This window comes from Exiguobacterium sp. s192 (genome assembly GCF_018618795.1).
GTDB classification, from domain to species: domain Bacteria; phylum Bacillota; class Bacilli; order Exiguobacteriales; family Exiguobacteriaceae; genus Exiguobacterium_A; species Exiguobacterium_A undae.
Map to the genome: position 1 here is coordinate 25,847 of NZ_JACSMS010000016.1, position 18,256 is coordinate 44,102.

An 18,256-nucleotide genomic window follows, 5' to 3' on the forward strand; every position below is an offset into this window, starting at 1 on the left:
CAACAGCGGCGAGAGGAATTTTAACTTCCTCTCGCCGCTGTTGTTTTTTTACGTATCGGTTCATTATTATTTAATATTTAACGCGCCGTGCTTCCCGTTCTGCTTCAATCAGCTCGCGTTCTGACAGATGCGTCGGATCCAGTCTTTTGATCCGCGAATCGACGAGACGATCGAGTGACAAGACCGACAGCAAAAAGACAAGAACTGGTCCGATCAATGTTGGTCGCGGCACGTACGGAATCAAAAACTGCGCGCCCACGACGATTAACAGCTCGGTGATCGTGATCAGGACGTACGGTAACCCCAAATGGTCCCAGACTTCCATCCGGTCAAATCGTTTCGTAAAGTAACGATACTTCAACAAGCGGACGGTCCACTGGTAGCCGAGGACCGGGACCAGTAAAAAGTAATGCATCGAGGCTTCGGAAAAGTTTAAATCATCTGCCAGAAACAAAAAGACGACCAAAACGAGCAGAAAAAATACCGTCTGAACATGCCGGGCACGTTTCGTGAAGCGCAGATAATCAAGTGTGCGTTGCCGTTTGATTTCACCCATTCCCTGACCTCCCCCTTACCGCTAAATTAATTTCCCGGTTTCCGGTACTGTTCAATCTCCCGCATCGTCACAAAAGCGGGATCCAATTGTTTCGCCGTCGCATTTAGTTTGGAAACAAACAACGTAATCACCAGCACCCAGATCAGAATCATTGCAAACGCGACACCTGAATACTGCGGGAAGAGATCGCCCGTGTAGAACAACAACACAGGCACAAAATAGCCGATCATTGAAGCCCGGCTGACCTTCAAGACGGTCTCTTGATACAATTCAGCCGGCAGACGTCGTTTTAAAATCCGCAAACGCATGATTTCACGGATGACGCCTCCGAGACAAAGTACCGTAATCGCAAATAACGTAAACAGTCCCGTTTCCCAAAAATCGGGAATGAACCAACCGATGACTGCCAGCACTAAAACAGGAATCGGAATCAAATGTTGGATTTTTTTCAACGGCGGTCCGAGCAGATTTAACCGTGCATTTTTTTCAAGCAATGTATTCATTTAATTTTCTCTCCTACTTTTTTATACGTTTTTATGAACTTCCTGATCACTGACGAAATCCGGATCATCACGCAGTTGGATTTTTTTATACACGCGTTCACAGATCGCATAGAGTGGAATGAGGATGATCATAAGCGCCAACCACATCTGCCAAAACGGACGATCCATCGTCGCTACCATCAGGATGACGAAGATCGTGTACAGGATAACTTGATAAATGATCCAAAAACGCCATTGTTTGGTTGCCAATTCTTCTCCGACATAGGATTCAAGAATCCGGCGCTTTTCGACTTGATACCGGTAATCGAACAAAAAGTAAGTTGCCGGGATCAGTAATACCATTAAACTCGAGTCAAACAATGTTGTCAGGATCCCGACGCCGATGAATAGTAAAATGCTCCAAATCATTTTTGTCCCTAAGGTATTCTTATCCATATAAGCCAGCGTCAATTCGTGTAACCGTTCGTCCCGTGCCGTACGCATGATGTTCTCTCCTTTAACTAACCCTGTCATTCTTCCAGATACTTCACGTGCTTATACACTTCCTGATCACTGACGAAATCGGGATCGCCTGAACGTGCCATTTTCTTAAACAGCCAGTCGGTCGCAAAATAAAGCGACGCAAGAATCAGGATGATCCAAAAAGTCATCTTCCATAAGGACAGATCGCTCGTTTCGAGCACGATCATGAGCAACGAGCCGTATAATACGATCTGAATTCCAAGCCACAGCATCGATTGTGTCATGATCTGATCTTTTGAAAGATACCGTTCTAAAATCCTGCGTTTTTCCAGCTGAAACGGAAGATCAAAAATCAGATACACAAGCGGCAACAAACCGAAGTAAAGTGCGGAATCCATCGTTTCCGAAAAGATGCCGAGCGTCGCCGCCACGGCAGCCATCAGCCAGCCGTTTTTTTGCAGCTGACTCTTGTCGATATAGGCAAGCGTCAGTTCATGTAATCGTTCGTCCTTTGCCGTTTGCATCCGTCTTTCCTCCTTGAAGTCCTGTTTCGCTAGTGTAGCTAGTGATACCGGCCGTGTCACAAGCGAACTGCCACACGTTTCTTTTCGTTGTTCTATACTGTCATATACTTACAGTTTACCAGTTATGTTTCAAAAAAAAAGAAACTTCTATAAAAGAAGTTTCTAGGCCGATACTTGGATGATCAGGTAAATGACGCTATAGGCAACGATTGCTAACGGAATCATCGCGACACCGATCAACCAACCGTTCTTATCACGAATTCCAAGATACAGAACAAGACAGCCGACGATGAAGGCGATTAACGTTGTGAATGGATTCATAGTAGTTCCCCCTCAAAAATAACCTATTAAGAAATTTCCCATTCCCGGAACTTGATAAACACACAAAGCGTCGTCTCAGCAGTTCAGACGGAAACGTTTTGTGTCTAAACGCAAAAAAAGTGCCGGACAGGACGGAATTCCATCCTGCCAAGCACTGTTTCGTAAAAGGATTACTTCTTCGTAATGACAACTTTCTTCTCGACGACATGGCCGCCTAAGTCAGTCAGTTTCAGGTTGTAGACGTTTTGACCTTTTTTCAAGGTGACGGTTTTGTTGATTGTCTTCTTGAATGCACGCATCTCGTATGGTTCTTTGAACGAACGGCGGTATTCGGCATTGCCGTTCAGATCAAAGCGTAACTCATCGTAGTTGTCGCGCAGGACGATTGTCATCTTCGCTGTTTTGGTTTTGCTTGAAACGGTTGTTGGTGCCGTCACGCGGATCGTCGGACGTTCCGAATCGATGATGACTTGACGGCTGAAGGCGACACGATTGCCTTTTCCATCATACGCTTCGACTTTAAACGATTTCACGCCGTCTGTCGTATACGTGATGTTCTGGCTGAACGCATAGTGCTGTTGCGCGGCATCCCAGCGTAATTTCACGGATTTGCCGTTGATTTTGAATGACTTCACGCCTGACTCATCCGCAACGTTACCTGTTACAGTCACTTGTTGCGACGTCGTTAAGGCAAGTGCTTCCGGTGTGTCGATCTGGACACTCGGCACCGCTTTGTCGACGCCTGATGTGTTGACGTTTTTCTTGACGATGTTGCCCGCGTAATCAGAGACGACGAACGTGACTTTCGCGCGGCTCGGAAGATCCGTCAGCGTGTAATTTTTAGCAGACGGAGCAAGCGGCTGTTTCAAGACACTTTTGCCGTCAACGAGGATATCAAATGAAGCGATACCTGTTCCTTGATCACCGGCTGTCCATGAGACGGCCTTCTTGTCAGCATCCCATTTGACTGTCGCAGCCGGTACTTTCGTATCGACATAGATTGGGAATGTTGCTGTCTGCCATTTCGCATTCGGGTAATCGACGACTGATTTCACTTGGTAGTAGTACAGACCGTCTTTGACTTTTGAACCGTTGATCGTTCCATCCCACGCAGCGTTCGTCACCGGCGTAAAGCCTGGTTCCGCTCCACCATCGTAGTAGTTCTTGACGACATCCGACTGAGTTTCGAGTTTACGGAGTGGTGACTGGTTGCGGTCGAGAATCGAATACTCGACTTTCTTCGCATTCCGCAAGAACGACAGAACCGGGAACGCCTCATCCGCGCTGCCGTCTCCGTTCGGAGAGAACGAAACTTTTTCTTTGACGACTTTACCGAGCGCATTCGTACCGAGGAAGTTGAAGTCATCCTTCACTTCTGTCGCAAGACCCGTGATGCCGTAGAATGTGTTGCCGTCATAGAGCGGCGCATCCACGATCGGTGCTTTGTCCCATGCCCCTTTAAAGCCGACATACGGAACCGTCAACTCTGGTTTTTTGCTGTTGGCATCGACGAGACGGACGAATCCTTCGACGAAGTAGCCGTTTTCGAAGATCGTGTCGAGTGGTGCACCGTTCGCCCAATCCACCGTGTCTTTTAAGTCGACTGTGACGTTCACTTTTGTTGTGCTCTTCGCATTGATCGCGACCGAGCTTGCTTTCTTCGAACCGACCGTGAACGAGATCGGGAACGTGCCTTTGTTGGCATCGACTGCATCAACGGTTCCTTTTTTGAAGATACCGTTTGCCTCGAGGAGGTTCTGACCTTCAACTGCAAGATCCGATTGAACGGTACCGGCCAGTTTGTACGTTAACTTCTCATTGCTGTAGTTCTTCAAATCTAACGTGAAGGTGAACTTGTCACCGACTTGTTTTAAGGCTGCTTTTCCTTCGCCCGATTTCGTTTCCGTCACGACGACCGGTGTTTTCATCGCCGCACGCAAGTCCATCAGGCCCGCTCCTTCACGACGCGGCGAGTAATAGTTGCCGGTTTTCGCTTCCGCATTGTACTTCCCTTTATCGAGTTGCGGACGTGACGTGTTCATCAGGATCGTTTTCGCAAGTTTGACACGTGTCGCACCGCTGACCTTAAAGTCCTTGTCGATCCGTTGCATGACAAGCGCTGTTCCACCGGCGACGTGTGGTGCTGCCATCGATGTACCGCTCATGACGCCGTATTCGTTGTCGTTGAGCGTCGAATAGATTTTTCCGCCTGGTGCCGTGATCTCCGGCTTGAAGTCCAGGTTCGGTGTAACGCCCCATGACGTGAAGTCGGACATTTCGCCGGCAACCGGATTCGGACTGGAGACCGCTTTGCCGTCGAACGTCACCGTCAACGCCTTGCCGTCTTTGGCTTTTGCTTCGAGTTCGTTTCCGTCGGCAATGCTTAACGAGACGAGCGGAATCGTTGGTTTATTAAGCGCCATGCTGACGTAATCGCCGTGCTCGACCCGGCCGCGGACGATGACACCGGCTGCGCCTTGTTTTTCGGCTTCCGCTTGAATCATCGCATAGTTAAAACTGCCGTTCCGAACGACGAAGACGACTTTATCTTTGACGTCTTTATCGGCATAGTTCGCTTCACTGCCGTCACCGACATAAACGACATCCATCTTCTCTTTATCGAAGACCGCAATCGGGTTCGGTGAATCTTGTTTTTGATACGCGAGATAACCAGCGTCCTGCCCGTCAACCGTCAATGCCATTCCTTCGAGTGTCAATTGTGTGTTCTCAACCGACGCAACTTGCAGTGACTCGCTGATCAAACCCGGTGAACCGACGACACCGACGTCTGGATTCGACGCGTACGGGTTTCCGGCGCCACTTCCGGCAAATGCCGAGTTTCCGGCTGAAATCGCACACAAAATGCCGTTGTTCATCGCATTGACGATTGCTTTTTGTTCCGGATCATCTTTTTGGACGAATGATGCCGTTGAGCCGAGACTCATGTTGATGACGTCTGCGCCAAGCGCAATCGCATCATCGATCGCTTTGATGTAGATGTCACTGAATGTCGACGGCATTCCCGGATCGTTTCCGAATACTTTCATCGCGAGAAGTTGTGTCTCAGGTGCAACCCCTTTGATTCCACCGTTCGCTTCATCGCCGTTGGCACCGACTGTACCGGCAACGTGCATCCCGTGCATCGAAGCACCCGGACCGAGATCGCGGATTTCGCTGTCATGATCCGCATAGTTATAGCCATACGGTACTTTTTCCGTGAAGTAGTTTCCTTTTAGTCCTTTTGACGATTTAAAGCCTTCGACTTTTGATGACGTCAAATCGACTTTTGTTTCCGGGCTGAGGACCATGTCCTTGTGCGTCGGATCGATTCCCGTATCGATGACGGCAACGATCGTGCCTTCCCCTTTATACCCGTAGTCCTGCCACGTCTGCTTCGCATTAACCATGTCTTTACTATGTAACATGTTTGGCGTTGCGCCCTTTTCGACTTCCGGACGCGCATATTCGTGTGCGATATGTACGTTCTTGACCCCGCTTAATTTCTTCAGTTCCTTGATTTCACCATATTTGACTTCCCCGCTGAACCCGTTCAATACGGTCGTGAAGCTTTCCTTATAGGCAACCGCGATGTCTTGTTGTGCAATCGCAGCTTTGACTTCCTTCTGTTTGTTGACGATTTGATTCTTGAGAATCGTTTTTTCCGTGTTGCTTAACGCGCTGTAACGTTTATTCTGAGCTTGCGCGTGCTCGATTGCGGCTTTTTGATCCAGTTCAACGACAATCCGGACCTTCTCATTTTGACTGTATGACTTTTCCTGCCCCGTTTTCTTGAGTGAGAGTGCTTGTGGCTTTTGTACGTCTGCTTTCCCTTGAGATGACAGACTTCCCTCAGCATGAACCAGGCTGGAAGATGTCATGATGGCGGCTGCCACCAATGCAATCTTCTTCTTCATTCGTTTTTCCCCTTTTCTGAAAGATGTAATGTGACCCTAAAAAACATATTAAACGAAAATTCTGTATTTTTAGTTTAATTAAGTTTCTCTTAATATACAATTCAAATTTGGTTCTTTTTAAAAATATTTGTTGGTTTATGTCATCAAAAGCATGAAACTCCCTATATTCCCCTTATTTTAATAAGAAGATTTCTTATAGGAAAACACAAAAAAACCCTTGGTTTCCCAAGGGTTTTTGAACAAACGGAATGGAGACTATCGGGCTCGAACCGACGACCTTTTGGCTGCCAGCCAAACGCTCTCCCAGCTGAGCTAAGCCCCCGTGTGTTTCTATTAAGAGTATAACCATTGCTGTTCATTTTTTCAATATAAAATTAGACCGCTTACAAAAAAACTCTCCTTGCCGCCTCGACAAGGAGAGTTTCGGTCGTTATTTATTTAAGTCACGCATCAAATCCGCCTGTCGCTCCAGTTCTGCTTGTTGCTCCAAGATCAGTACTTTTTTATACGTCCGCGCTGAAATCATGATGCTGATTTCATATAAGACGAACAACGGGACAGAGATCATTAAATGCGAGGTGACGTCCGGCGGTGAGATCAACGCCGCGACGACGAATAACGCAAAGTAGGCATACTTCCGATTCTTCCGCATGAAGAACGGCGTCACGAGTCCAAGCCGTGTCAAAAACATCGTCACGACCGGCAGTTGGAACAGTATTCCAAACGGGATCGTCAAGCGGATCAAAAAGCTGAAATAGTTCTCGACGCCGATGACTTGTTCGATGCCGAGCTCTTGTCCGAGCTCTGTCGATACTTCAAGTAAAAACGGTAACAACCAAAAGTAAGAAAATGAAACACCAGCTAAAAATAAGAAGAACGTTACTGGAATATACGTCAACGTCGCTTTTTGTTCTTGGTCATGCAGACCGGGACGGATGAACGCCCAAAGCTGGTACATCCAAAACGGTGACGCCAAGACGATTGCGATGATGAACGCAAGATTCAGATATAACATCAGTGGATCAGCCACGTTAAAAGCGTTCAGACCAATTCCAAGCTCCTTTAAGTCAGCCTGCAGAAAACGCACAAGCGGACGGACAAGCGGAAAAGCTGCAGCGAACATGACCACCACGATGATGAGCGACCAGACAATCCGCTTCCGGAGTTCATCTAAGTGCGTCGTCATACTCTGCTCTTGATCGATCGCCATGATTCACTCACTTCTCTTTCGTTTCGTCCTTTTTGTCTTTATCATCGTCCATGATGCCGTTTGTCGCACTCTTGAACTCTTTTAACGTCTGACCGGCAGCGCGGCCGAGTTCCGGTAATTTCTTCGGTCCGAAGATGATTAAGGCGACGACACCGATTAAGGCAATACTCCCTGGTCCCATAAATCCTACTGTTAACGGAATAAGGTTTTCCATTATGATTTCACTCCTTCAGCTGATTGCGAATAATGCTTCATGAAATAAACAAGCGACTGCAACTCAATCGACAGATCGATGTGATGGACCCGAACATGGGCCGGTACGTTTAATCGTGCCGGTGTAAAGTTCAGAATGCCGGTCACACCATACTCAACTAACTCGTCCGCTACTGACTGTGCGAACTGGGACGGTACCGTCAAGATGGCGACGTCGACATGGTTCGCTTTGATTTGTTCTTTCATATCTGACACGTGGTAAATCGGAACGTCTTGTGTCGTCGTTCCGACCTTCTCCTCATCCGCGTCAAACGCGATGACGATACGAGTACTATTATTCTTTAAAAAGTTATAATTTGCAAACGCTGTCCCGAGGTGTCCGACCCCGATTAAGGCGACATTCGTGACCTCGTCTTGGTTAAGTGTCTTTCGGAAAAATGTTAACAAATGTTGAACATTGTAACCGTACCCCTTTTTCCCTAACGCCCCAAAGTAGGAAAAATCACGACGGATCGTCGCCGAGTCGACTTTGACCGCTTCACTGAGCTCTGCTGACGAGACGCGCAGCTTGCCGGAGTTGTAAAGACTCTGGATGAAACGATAATATAACGGCAGTCGTTTCGCCGTTGCTTGTGGTATTTTTGTGTCTGGCCCATTCATACTGCAGTTCCCCCTTCGGCCACGTTCTGACGTGGCACCCAAATCAATGCAAAGAATTCTACTCTCCTTGATTGTAAACCACTTCACATAGAGTAACAAATATTATATTCGGCAGGATTTTTCGTGATAGACTAAAGGGTGGAAGGATGGATGGATATGATTCTCTTACAAGTAAACCAACTCTCAAAATCATTCGGTGTTGAGCCGATTTTAGACAATATTAAACTCGAAGTACAGGAACGGGACCGGATTGCCCTCGTCGGTCGAAATGGTGCCGGAAAATCGACACTTTTAAAAATCATCGCCGGTGAGCTGTCACATGATTCCGGGGAAATCATGAAGAGCAAGGAAGTCCGGATCGGTTACCTCGCTCAGGACAGCGGACTGGAGTCCAACGAATCGATTTGGAACGAGATGCTGACCGTCTTCGAACACCTGCAGGATCAAGAACGGGCGTTACGCCGGATGGAAATCGAGATGGGCATGGAGCACATCTTGAATGATCCGGTCGCCTACGATCGGTTGCTCAAAACCTACGATCAGGCACAACACGACTTCTCGGAAGCCGGCGGCTATCAGTTTGAAGCCAACATCCGCTCCGTCTTACACGGGATGCGCTTTTATCCGGACGATTATTCCCGCCGGATTCAAACACTTTCCGGTGGTCAACGGACCCGTCTCGCCCTGGCGAAGATGTTGCTGCAGGCACCGGAACTGTTGATTCTCGATGAGCCGACCAATCACCTCGACATCGATACCCTGTCTTGGCTCGAAAGTTACTTATCCGGTTACCGCGGCGCCGTCCTGATCGTCTCCCATGACCGGTATTTCCTTGATCAAGTCGTCAATGTCGTTTATGAATTGTCCCGCAACGTCTCCCGGAAGTTTACCGGCAACTATACGAAGTATCTCGAACAAAAAGCGGCGTTGTACGAACAGGAAATGAAACAGTTTGAACAGCAGCAGGAAGACATCGCGAAGATGCAGGACTTCATCCAGCGTAACATCGCCCGCGCGACGACGACGAAACGGGCGCAAAGCGTCCGCAAACGTCTTGAGAAGGTCGACCGGATCGATCGACCGGACGGCGACGAACGCAGTACGGTCCTGTCGTTCCCGATTGAAAAGCAAAGCGGCAATGACGTGCTGCAGGTGAACCAACTTGCTGTCGGTTATGAAGAAGCCGTCTCGAAAAACATCACATTCCGGCTCCAACGTGCCGAGTCGCTGGCACTCGTCGGTCCAAATGGAATCGGCAAATCAACGTTACTGAAAGTCCTCGTCGGTCGTCTGAAACCGCTGTTCGGTGACTATCGTTTCGGCACCGGCGTTTCGATCGGCTACTACGATCAGGAGCAGGCGGAACTGAACGACCGCAACCGGGTCATCGACGAGATTTGGAACGAATGGCCGTTGATGCGGGAACAGGAAGTCCGGTCCGTTCTCGGACAATTCCTCTTCAGCGGAGACGACGTCTTTAAGCTCGTCCATGAATTATCCGGCGGCGAACGCGGACGATTGGCGCTGGCGAAGCTGAAATTACGGAAAACGAATCTCCTTGTCCTCGATGAGCCGACGAACCACTTGGATCTCGACTCCAAAATGGTGCTTGAGAATGCCCTCGTCGATTACGAAGGGACGTTACTGTTCGTCTCCCACGACCGTTACTTCATCGACCGGGTCGCGACCCGCGTCATCGAGATGAGTGTGGATGGTGTGACCGATTACCTCGGCGACTACTCGTACTACATGGAGAAAAAAGCCGAGAAGGAAGAAATCGCCCGCCTCGAAGCGGAAGAAGCGAAAGCAATCAAAGTCGCATCGACGAAGACGATTGATAAGGAAGCCCAAAAAGAAGCACGCAAAAAGAAACAGCAACTCGAACAGCTGGAACAAGAGATTGAACGGTTGGAGAACCGGTCGGTCGAAATCGAACAGCTGTTGTGCGAACCGGAAGTCTTTAATGACATTCCGAAAGCGACTGCCCTGTCGGCGGAGCGCGACCAGATTGATGTCGACTTACTCGAGCTCATGGAACAGTGGGAGTCGTTCCACTGATGCGTTCGAAAAGTTACTTGATCAATCTCATTCAAGGTCTATTGTCCGGTGTACTCTATTTTGTCCCGATGTATGCGGATTACGTTTCGGTTTTCATCCGTCCGGATGGATTAAATGCCGTGTACCCGTTGTTTATCTTGATCTCCTGTATGATCGGTCTTGTCATTCAGACATGGAGCGGTCTGTTCATCAGTCTGTTGTCCGGCTTATTCTGTACGCTCCTGACGACGCAATTATTCGTTGAACTCAATGATCCGATGATCATCCTGTATTATGGAGCAGTGTCACCGCTCGTTGCGTTTCTGATCAGTTGTGTCGGGATCTGGGCCCTTGCCGTGTTGTTTTATCTGCTGGACGGTTTCCAGTACAGCAAACGTCATAAAGTGGAATAGGCAACAAAAATAGACGAGGAAAGCGGATATCGAATCTGCTTTTCTCGTCTATTTGTATCGCGTTGTCTTATTTCGTAGGACGCGCAATCGTGAAGATGTCACCAATCTTCGCATAATCATTTCCGGCGAGACGGGCAATTGCGCCTAAACCGTCGGCATCAATTCGGAACGAGTCCACGAGTTCATCTGCGACGTGATACCGTACGACTTCGCCGATCAATAAATCAGCTGCCTCCAGCTCAACGTGTTGCGTCAGTTTCAGTTCAAAGCGAATCTTCGCTTCAGCAACTGCCGGGACGTCAATCAGATCGCTGTCGATCAACGTCAGGTTCGTCCGCTCCAGTTCACTTTCACCGTAAGCGAGCGGGGCTGCCGTTTCGTTGACCGCTTCGACAATCTCTTCACTGACGATATGAATGACATACTCCTGATTGAGTAAGATATTTTTGGCTGTATCCTTTTCCCCTTGATCCGTCTTTTGGACTGCGATCAGTAATTGCGGCGGATGGCTTGAGGCGACCGTGAAAAACGAAAACGGCGCAGCATTAATCGTTCCGTCCGCACCTTTCGTCGTTACGAAGGCAATCGGTCGCGGAATGATGCTCCCGATCAACAATTTATAATTTTCTTTTGGACTGAGTGACTGTGCATCAAACTTCATTGTTCATTACCCGCTTTCTCTGATCACCCGAGCATGGCTGCGAGCGAATAGTCTCCAGCACCAATCAATGCGACGCCGAGGGCGATGACGATCAGGGCCATGTTGTATTCGTACCCGTTCTGTGTCACCCAATAACCATTTTGACCGTGGACCTTGATGATTGCGATGAGCATCGATCCGATGATCAGGGCGGCAGCGAACCATAAGAACAAACCACCGGCAAACAACAAACCACCGACCAGTTCCGCCAGTCCTGCCGTAATTGCAAGTGCTTTCCCCGGTTTCATCCCGATCGACTCGAACCAGCCCCCCGTCCCTGCAATGCCATGCCCTCCGAACCAACCAAACAGTTTTTGTGTCCCGTGTGCGGCAAATGTTAATCCAATCACCAATCGAATAAGAAATAATCCTAAATCCATCATCTTGATTAAAACTCCTTTTACTTAATGTTTTTTAATTACTTTTCGTAACCTAAATATGACTATAAATCATCACTTACTAAAAGTAAATAGATTTGTTTTTGTTCTTTTTGTTACATTAAGTAAAATGATTCGATTTTTTTAGTGGAAGCGGGTATACTACAAGTATAGAAAGGATGAGTGCTGATGGAAGAGACATTGATTCCGACTGCCCTTTGTCCGAAAGTCGAACATGCCTTTGAAATTTTGGGCAAGAAGTGGACGGGCTTGATTTTACGTCATCTCATGACGAAGACCTGTCGTTTCAACGAAATTCAAGATGCGATTCCGGAGTTATCTGGTCGTATGTTAACGGAGCGCATGAAGGAACTTGAGGCGGAAGGTATTGTCATCCGGACCGTCATTCCGGAACGTCCGATTAAAATTCAATACAGTTTGACTGACAAAGGTCGTCAGCTTGAACCTGTCATTCGTTCAATCGAAGAATGGGCCGAGCTCCAAGACTGACACAAAAAAAAGACTCTCCCAATCGTGTGGAGAGTCTTTTTTTATTTCTTCTTTTGCATTGAGAACGATTATCAATTAAACTAAAGAGGTTCACGTCTTGAAGAAAGGATGATTCAGATGAACATCATAATTGGTTTTGTCAGCATGTCCGGCAACACGGAAGACATCGTGCAGATCTTGCAGTCGGAACTCGAGCGCAAGGGCTGTACGGTTCACATACAAGAGCTCGATCAGTTATACCCGTCCGACTTTTCCAAATATGATGCCGTTTTACTCGGCTCCTACACATGGGGGGACGGCGATTTGCCGTATGAAGCAGAAGACTTCGTCGACGAGTTGGGGGAAAGTACGTTAAACGGCTTACCTGCTGCCGCCTTCGGCTCCGGCGACTTGGATTACCCCAAATACTGTGCAGCCGTCGATACGTTGGAACAGACGCTTGCGTCCGCCGGCGCGACGATTGTCGTTCCCGGGCTGAAGATTGAGTTTGATCCGGATACACCTGAGAAACAAGCCGCCTGTCGCACGTTCGCGAATGAATTTTTCGTCCGGGCACAACGGCTTCACGCTTAACCGGAAAGAACCTCGACTTCAGCCGAGGTTCTTTTTTGCTTTCCAGCGTTTTTGGAGATACCAAGGAACAATCGTCAAGACAAGAAAGACGACAATCGCACCGATGATAATTTGCGGATCCTTCGAGACGATGCTGCTGCCTAAAAAATTATAGGCAAATGTCCCGGGGATGATTCCGATCAACGTCGCCAGGAAAAAGGACAGCAAACGGACTTTCGACAGTCCGGCTGCATAGCTGATCAAATCGAAGTTGAAAATCGGAAGCAGACGGAAGATCAATACATAGATAAATCCATTTTTTTCGAGTTGCTGCTGAATCTGCTCCACTTTTCCGGCATTCGCCTTCTCCTTGATCAGTCCGCTTCCAAGCTTTCGTGCGACTAAAAAAGCAACGACCGCCCCTAGCGTCGCTCCGATCACTGTATAAATCGTTCCCATCCAGGCACCAAAGGCCAGTCCGCCGGTAATCGACAGGACAGATGCCGGAAAGAAAATCAAGGGACGGATCGTATAGAGAAGAATATAGAGAATCGGCGCCCACATTCCGAACGATAAAATCCACTCCTTGATATCTGTCGGGTTAATATCGAGATAGGCACGGCTGAACCAAATCAGTCCGCTGATGATCAGGATAAGCAGAAGAATTCGCATGATTTTTTGTTGGCGTGTCATAAAATGTCTCATTTCCTTTCCAGTAGACCCTGGTCTTATCTATCAGTTCCCGAATCCGGCTCGCGTCACGCCTCCGGTTACACTTGAAATGAGTGTTTCAGCTGTAACGCTTTATGGGAACTGTCTAAAGAGAACAAACTGGAAAGCAGAAAGGTGATCAGAATGACACAACCGATTAAAGCCTTAGTCTTTGACGTGTACGGGACCTTATTTGATGTCCATTCCGTCAAAGTGAAAGCAGAAGAATTGTACCCGGAACATGGAGAAGCGATCAGCCAAGCCTGGCGCCAAAAGCAGCTCGAATACTCGTTTTTACGCCAGTTGAACGGTCAATACGTTCCGTTCAGTCAAGTAACGCGTGATGCACTCCGGTATGCCTTGCTGCAACTCAAACTGCATGTCACGGAAGAACATATTGCTGACTTGATGGAGGTCTATTTGCAACTCGAGCATTACCCGGAAGTCGATGCCGTCCTCCGGCAGATGGGGGATAAACAACTGGCAGTCTTCTCAAACGGATCACACGATATGCTCGATCCGTTGATGGAACAGTCCGGACTGGCCGAACGATTCGACCATATCATCAGCGTTGATGACATCAAACAATATAAACCGACTCCGGCATCCTACATGCATGCCCTCAACACACTGGGGCTCAAACGGGAAGAAGTCCTGTTCATGTCGTCGAACGGCTGGGACATCACCGGGGCCAAAAGTTTTGGTTTTCGGACAGCATGGATCAATCGGGCAGGGCTGCCGGTCGAAGAGTTGAATCTCGATCCGGACAGCATTTACGATGATTTGAACGGTCTGCTGGAGTGGAAATAAAAACAAGCGATGTTCTCCCACGAATATCGGGAGAGCATCGCTTATTTTAATAGTTCGCCAGACGCGAGAATCCTCTTTTAAAGAGATCAAGCTTCAAGCCACCGTCTTTCTCGATGAAAAACAGGTATTCTTTTTGATCCGTATCTTTATAAAAGACTTTATACAACGTCAGCGTCCGTTTTTTGTTGTTTTCACTGGCCACGACCTGGTGCTTCGAGATGACCTCCGCTTGGATTTGTTCCGCATCCAGTCGATCGATCATCGGTTGGAAGGATTTCTTTTCCTGATCCGTCGCCGGCTTACCTGGCGCGATCGTAAAGAAGTCATCACTCGCTTTATTCGTTAAACCGTATTTCCGGTCGACCAATACCACGTTCTTTAGTTCACCGTTAACGGTCTGATCGAACGCATACAGCTTCTCGATCCGTGTCTGTTCACCTTCCGCACGACCGATTTCGTACAGGGGCTGCTGTTTCGTGTTCGCTTCAACTGCTTTTTTATCTGGTACGAGCTCTTCTTTATAGGCGATTTGATACGCATCGACGATTTCCCGAATCTGTAAACCGATTGCGACAATGACGAGTACACCTAATAACGCGATGATGACTTTTTTCATTCCCTTATTTCCCCCATGTCTCTCGAATTCCTTACTTTAAATCTAGCCCAGGTTCGGCATTCATGGCAAGTGTCGATTGGCGGCCGGCCCGATATGGATGAATGGCTGCTGCTCCGATCATCGCGGCATTGTCACCGCATAAGTGCATCGGCGGGATGACGAGCTCAATCCCTTCACGTTGACAGGCTTCAGTCAACCCTTTCCGTAATCCTTGGTTCGCGGCAACACCACCGGCAACGAGCAGCTGTGTCCCGCCCTTTTCCTTGACGGCACGAATCGCTTTTGTGACGAGGACTTCGACGACGCTCGCTTGAAAACTGGCTGCCAAGTCTTCCGGGATGATGACTTCCCCCCGTTGTTCCGCATTGTGGACGGCATTGATGACAGAGGATTTTAAGCCGCTGAAACTAAAGTCATATGACTCTTTCTCGAGCCAAATCCGTGGGAAATGGAACGTATCCTGTCCCGTTTGAGCCAGTTGATCGATCCGGGGGCCACCTGGATAAGGGAGCTTCAAGGTCCGCGCCACTTTGTCATACGCTTCTCCGGCTGCATCATCACGGGTTTCCCCGATTACTTCGTAGACGCCGTCTTCCGGCATATAAATCAATTCCGTATGTCCTCCTGAAGCAATCAAACAGACGAGCGGGAACTGAAGTTCTTGCACAAGACGATTGGCATAAATATGACCCGCGATGTGGTGAACACCAATCAATGGTTTACTGTGAGCAAAGGCCAATGCTTTGGCCGCGCTGACACCGACGAGGAGGGCACCAACAAGACCCGGTCCTTCCGTGACGGCAATCGCATCGATTTCATCGATCGTGACGCCCGCTTCCGTCAAGGCATCATCAATGACATATGTGATCCGTTCCACGTGATGACGGGAAGCGACTTCCGGCACGACCCCGCCAAAACGTTTATGACTCTCGATTTGAGACGAGACGACATTCGAAAGTACATCCGTCCCCCCGCACACGACAGCAGCGGCTGTCTCATCACAACTGGATTCAATTGCTAATATCAACGGTTGTGTCATAGCTTGTCTCCTTCTAGTTCCAACCAATAGATGGCTGCATCTTCATTATTGTCCTGATAATAACGTTTCCGTGTCCCGGCGTATAAAAAACCAAGTTTTTCGTACAAGGTACGCGCCGGTGTATTCGAGACACGCACTTCGAGTGTCATCGCCCGTAACCCAAGCTGTTTGGCTTCCGCGATCAACGCAACGAGCAGAGCTTCTCCGATTCCCATGCCACGCGTTGCCCGTTTGACGGCAACGTTCGTGATATGGCCCTCATCCGCAATGTGCCACAGTCCGGCAAATCCGATGATTTCTTCTGCTTCTGCGACCAAATAATAGGCATTCGGATTTTGCGTCATCTCTGCTACAAATGCTTCCAGTGTCCACGGCGTCGCAAAGGACTCCCGTTCCACGGCATGAACACCGGGTGCGTCCACGACCGTCATTTTTCGAATCAAGACGTCACTCATGACGTTGTGCCTCAATCCATTTGGCTTCCGCTTCTGCGAGACGAAGGTAACGCGGCTCAAAGGCATGAGTCTCGACAGGCTGGCGTGTTGCGCCAAGCAATGCCAGAACACCGGCACGTGGAGCGCGGAATGCCGGATCAACGATGGCGAACGGTTCCAGTTCCGATCCGAACTTGTCCGTATCCCCCGTCACTTTCGTATCCGTCGGCAAGTTTTTGACGAAATCTGCGACCAATGTATGTTGCTCTTCTCCGACCAATTGACCGTTTTCGTACAGACCAACGAATCCTGTTCCGCGGCGGGCGTCTTGAATCGCTACGATCCGACCGGTCGAGCCGGCGGATGCTGCCATCAGTTCAAGCGTCGACACAGGAACCAGTTCGATTCCGAGTGTATAGGCTAACGTCTTGGCCGTTGTTGCTCCAATCCGGAGACCGGTATACGAACCGGGTCCATCAGCAATGACGACACGGGTCAAATCGCGGGGCGACCAGCGGACTTCCTGCATCATGCGCTCAAGCAAAGGCATTAATTTTGTTGCATGGTTCAACGAGGTCACATAAGAGGCTTCTGCCAAGATCTGTTTCCCGTCCGATAACGCAACAGACAGTTGTTTCGTCGATGTATCAATCGCTACGATTTTCATGGATATAACCCCTCACATATCTTGATGTACTGTTCACCGATTGGTTCAAGCAAAAAACGACGTGAGTCATCGCCTGTCCGTTCAATTGTGATCGCAAGGCGTTCCGGTGGAAGGACATCAGCAATCAATTCCGACCATTCGACGACAGCGACACCATCTCCATTCAAATATTCTTCAAGACCGATGTCATCTCCGCCTTCGAGACGGTAGACATCCATATGGTAAAGCGGCAATCGTCCAGTATAGACCTTCATGATCGTAAACGTCGGACTATTGACGTTTCGGGTCACACCCAACCCCTTGGCGAATCCTTGGGTGAAGGTTGTCTTTCCTGCCCCCAAGTCCCCGTCGAGCGTCACGACCATCCCTTTGAAGGCACGGTGCCCCAGTTCAACGGCAAGCGCCGTCGTCTGTTCGAGGTTCGTCATTTCAAGTTTCATCATCTGTGTCCCTCCTCCTTTTCTCTTACTCCATTGTACCGAACAAAAAAGGCAAAAAAAAATACGAAACGCTGAACGTTTCGTAGTAAAGTTGAAGTTAAGTTTAAAATTGGTTGCGGGGGCCGGATTTGAACCGACGACCTTTGGGTTATGAGCCCAACGAGCTACCAGACTGCTCCACCCCGCGACGATAAACGTTTCGGATTTGAATTATAAAAATTGGTTGCGGGGGCCGGATTTGAACCGACGACCTTTGGGTTATGAGCCCAACGAGCTACCAGACTGCTCCACCCCGCGATGATATAACGTTTCGACAGATATTAATATAACATGTACTTTTTAAAAATACAAGCCTTATTTCACTTTCTTATCTTTTTTCTTAAAAGATCCTATCGTGAAATCGTTTTTTAACGACTTGATCCATCAAAAAACCGACCTGCAGATGCAGATCGGTTTCTTATTGCCTGGCAACGTCCTATCCTCACAGGGGGAAGCCCCCAACTACTTTCGGCGTTCAAGTGCTTAACTTCCGTGTTCGGCATGGGAACGGGTGTGACCACTTGGCTATCGTCACCAGACGACGGGCT

At 48.6% G+C, this 18,256-nt stretch carries 22 protein-coding genes, 3 tRNA genes and 1 rRNA gene; 5 read left to right on the top strand and 21 right to left on the bottom strand.

The window, feature by feature from the left end:
• Positions 1 to 70: 70 nt before the first annotated feature.
• The 10 genes from KNP87_RS16040 to KNP87_RS16085 form a co-directional block, all read right to left on the bottom strand.
• Entirely contained in the window at positions 71 to 556 is a 486-nt protein-coding gene (locus KNP87_RS16040) for a hypothetical protein (protein ID WP_214722291.1), read from the bottom strand.
• A gap of 26 nt (positions 557 to 582) precedes the next feature.
• Positions 583 to 1,059, bottom strand: a complete 477-nt coding sequence (locus KNP87_RS16045; RefSeq protein WP_214722292.1) for a hypothetical protein — start codon at positions 1,057 to 1,059, stop codon at positions 583 to 585.
• A 21-nt stretch (positions 1,060 to 1,080) separates the two neighbouring features.
• Positions 1,081 to 1,542 carry a hypothetical protein gene (locus tag KNP87_RS16050; RefSeq protein WP_214722293.1) on the bottom strand — a complete coding sequence of 154 codons (462 nt, stop codon included), beginning with the start codon at positions 1,540 to 1,542 and terminating at the stop codon, positions 1,081 to 1,083.
• 26 nt (positions 1,543 to 1,568) lie between these two features.
• Positions 1,569 to 2,045, bottom strand: a complete 477-nt coding sequence (locus tag KNP87_RS16055; protein WP_214722294.1) for a hypothetical protein — start codon at positions 2,043 to 2,045, stop codon at positions 1,569 to 1,571.
• 162 nt (positions 2,046 to 2,207) lie between these two features.
• A complete protein-coding gene (locus tag KNP87_RS16060; protein ID WP_014971497.1) occupies positions 2,208 to 2,366 on the bottom strand; it encodes a hypothetical protein in 159 nt (52 codons plus the stop codon).
• Between the two features lie 170 nt (positions 2,367 to 2,536).
• Positions 2,537 to 6,280 carry a S8 family serine peptidase gene (locus KNP87_RS16065; protein WP_214722295.1) on the bottom strand — a complete coding sequence of 1,248 codons (3,744 nt, stop codon included), beginning with the start codon at positions 6,278 to 6,280 and terminating at the stop codon, positions 2,537 to 2,539.
• 249 nt (positions 6,281 to 6,529) lie between these two features.
• Positions 6,530 to 6,602: transfer RNA gene (locus tag KNP87_RS16070), tRNA-Ala, on the bottom strand.
• 108 nt (positions 6,603 to 6,710) lie between these two features.
• The gene (tatC, locus tag KNP87_RS16075) at positions 6,711 to 7,490 is read right to left on the bottom strand and encodes a twin-arginine translocase subunit TatC (protein WP_214722296.1); all 780 of its coding nucleotides are present in this window, start codon (positions 7,488 to 7,490) and stop codon (positions 6,711 to 6,713) included.
• 7 nt (positions 7,491 to 7,497) lie between these two features.
• A complete protein-coding gene (locus KNP87_RS16080) occupies positions 7,498 to 7,704 on the bottom strand; it encodes a twin-arginine translocase TatA/TatE family subunit (RefSeq protein WP_285801260.1) in 207 nt (68 codons plus the stop codon).
• A complete protein-coding gene (locus tag KNP87_RS16085; RefSeq protein ID WP_026831822.1) occupies positions 7,704 to 8,363 on the bottom strand; it encodes a redox-sensing transcriptional repressor Rex in 660 nt (219 codons plus the stop codon). Before KNP87_RS16085 ends, KNP87_RS16080 begins: the two co-directional genes overlap by 1 nt.
• A 156-nt stretch (positions 8,364 to 8,519) precedes the next feature.
• Here KNP87_RS16085 and KNP87_RS16090 point away from each other — a divergent pair, with 156 nt between their 5' ends.
• Both KNP87_RS16090 and KNP87_RS16095 read left to right on the top strand, forming a co-directional pair.
• On the top strand, positions 8,520 to 10,421 hold the full coding sequence (locus tag KNP87_RS16090; RefSeq protein WP_026831821.1) for an ABC-F family ATP-binding cassette domain-containing protein: 1,902 nt from the start codon (positions 8,520 to 8,522) through the stop codon (positions 10,419 to 10,421).
• On the top strand, positions 10,421 to 10,813 hold the full coding sequence (locus KNP87_RS16095) for a hypothetical protein (RefSeq protein ID WP_026831820.1): 393 nt from the start codon (positions 10,421 to 10,423) through the stop codon (positions 10,811 to 10,813). Before KNP87_RS16090 ends, KNP87_RS16095 begins: the two co-directional genes overlap by 1 nt.
• Positions 10,814 to 10,880: 67 nt before the next feature.
• Here KNP87_RS16095 and KNP87_RS16100 read toward each other — a convergent pair whose 3' ends face one another.
• Positions 10,881 to 11,474: a flavin reductase family protein gene (locus KNP87_RS16100; RefSeq protein ID WP_028105508.1), complete on the bottom strand. Its 594-nt coding sequence runs from the start codon at positions 11,472 to 11,474 to the stop codon at positions 10,881 to 10,883.
• 23 nt (positions 11,475 to 11,497) lie between these two features.
• On the bottom strand, positions 11,498 to 11,896 hold the full coding sequence (locus KNP87_RS16105) for a DoxX family protein (protein WP_214722297.1): 399 nt from the start codon (positions 11,894 to 11,896) through the stop codon (positions 11,498 to 11,500).
• Positions 11,897 to 12,079: 183 nt separating this feature from the next.
• Here KNP87_RS16105 and KNP87_RS16110 point away from each other — a divergent pair, with 183 nt between their 5' ends.
• Entirely contained in the window at positions 12,080 to 12,400 is a 321-nt protein-coding gene (locus KNP87_RS16110; protein ID WP_012371654.1) for a winged helix-turn-helix transcriptional regulator, read from the top strand.
• 117 nt (positions 12,401 to 12,517) lie between these two features.
• Positions 12,518 to 12,973, top strand: a complete 456-nt coding sequence (locus KNP87_RS16115) for a flavodoxin (RefSeq protein ID WP_483299344.1) — start codon at positions 12,518 to 12,520, stop codon at positions 12,971 to 12,973.
• Between the two features lie 18 nt (positions 12,974 to 12,991).
• On the opposite strand, the gene KNP87_RS16120 is transcribed toward KNP87_RS16115, so the two are convergent.
• Positions 12,992 to 13,645: a TVP38/TMEM64 family protein gene (locus KNP87_RS16120; RefSeq protein ID WP_026831816.1), complete on the bottom strand. Its 654-nt coding sequence runs from the start codon at positions 13,643 to 13,645 to the stop codon at positions 12,992 to 12,994.
• A 162-nt stretch (positions 13,646 to 13,807) separates the two neighbouring features.
• On the opposite strand from KNP87_RS16120, the gene KNP87_RS16125 reads away from it, so the two are divergent.
• Positions 13,808 to 14,473, top strand: a complete 666-nt coding sequence (locus KNP87_RS16125; RefSeq protein ID WP_026831815.1) for a haloacid dehalogenase type II — start codon at positions 13,808 to 13,810, stop codon at positions 14,471 to 14,473.
• A gap of 46 nt (positions 14,474 to 14,519) precedes the next feature.
• Here the strand turns inward: KNP87_RS16125 and KNP87_RS16130 are convergent, their stop codons facing one another.
• The 8 genes from KNP87_RS16130 to rrf all read right to left on the bottom strand — a co-directional run bounded on the left by KNP87_RS16130 (position 14,520) and on the right by rrf (position 18,247).
• Positions 14,520 to 15,089 carry a hypothetical protein gene (locus KNP87_RS16130; RefSeq protein WP_026831814.1) on the bottom strand — a complete coding sequence of 190 codons (570 nt, stop codon included), beginning with the start codon at positions 15,087 to 15,089 and terminating at the stop codon, positions 14,520 to 14,522.
• A gap of 31 nt (positions 15,090 to 15,120) precedes the next feature.
• A complete protein-coding gene (gene tsaD / locus KNP87_RS16135) occupies positions 15,121 to 16,128 on the bottom strand; it encodes a tRNA (adenosine(37)-N6)-threonylcarbamoyltransferase complex transferase subunit TsaD (RefSeq protein WP_214722299.1) in 1,008 nt (335 codons plus the stop codon).
• Positions 16,125 to 16,583 (bottom strand): ribosomal protein S18-alanine N-acetyltransferase, encoded by a 459-nt coding sequence (gene rimI, locus KNP87_RS16140; RefSeq protein WP_214722300.1) that lies wholly within the window; start codon positions 16,581 to 16,583, stop codon positions 16,125 to 16,127. Before rimI ends, tsaD begins: the two co-directional genes overlap by 4 nt.
• Entirely contained in the window at positions 16,576 to 17,229 is a 654-nt protein-coding gene (gene tsaB, locus KNP87_RS16145; RefSeq protein ID WP_214722301.1) for a tRNA (adenosine(37)-N6)-threonylcarbamoyltransferase complex dimerization subunit type 1 TsaB, read from the bottom strand. Before tsaB ends, rimI begins: the two co-directional genes overlap by 8 nt.
• Positions 17,226 to 17,672, bottom strand: coding sequence for a tRNA (adenosine(37)-N6)-threonylcarbamoyltransferase complex ATPase subunit type 1 TsaE (tsaE, locus tag KNP87_RS16150; RefSeq protein WP_026831810.1), 447 nt, complete (start codon positions 17,670 to 17,672; stop codon positions 17,226 to 17,228). Before tsaE ends, tsaB begins: the two co-directional genes overlap by 4 nt.
• Positions 17,673 to 17,779: 107 nt before the next feature.
• A tRNA-Met gene (locus KNP87_RS16155) sits at positions 17,780 to 17,856 on the bottom strand.
• 33 nt (positions 17,857 to 17,889) lie between these two features.
• A tRNA-Met gene (locus KNP87_RS16160) sits at positions 17,890 to 17,966 on the bottom strand.
• Positions 17,967 to 18,131: 165 nt separating this feature from the next.
• Positions 18,132 to 18,247 (bottom strand): 5S ribosomal RNA (gene rrf, locus KNP87_RS16165).
• Positions 18,248 to 18,256 lie beyond the last annotated feature (9 nt).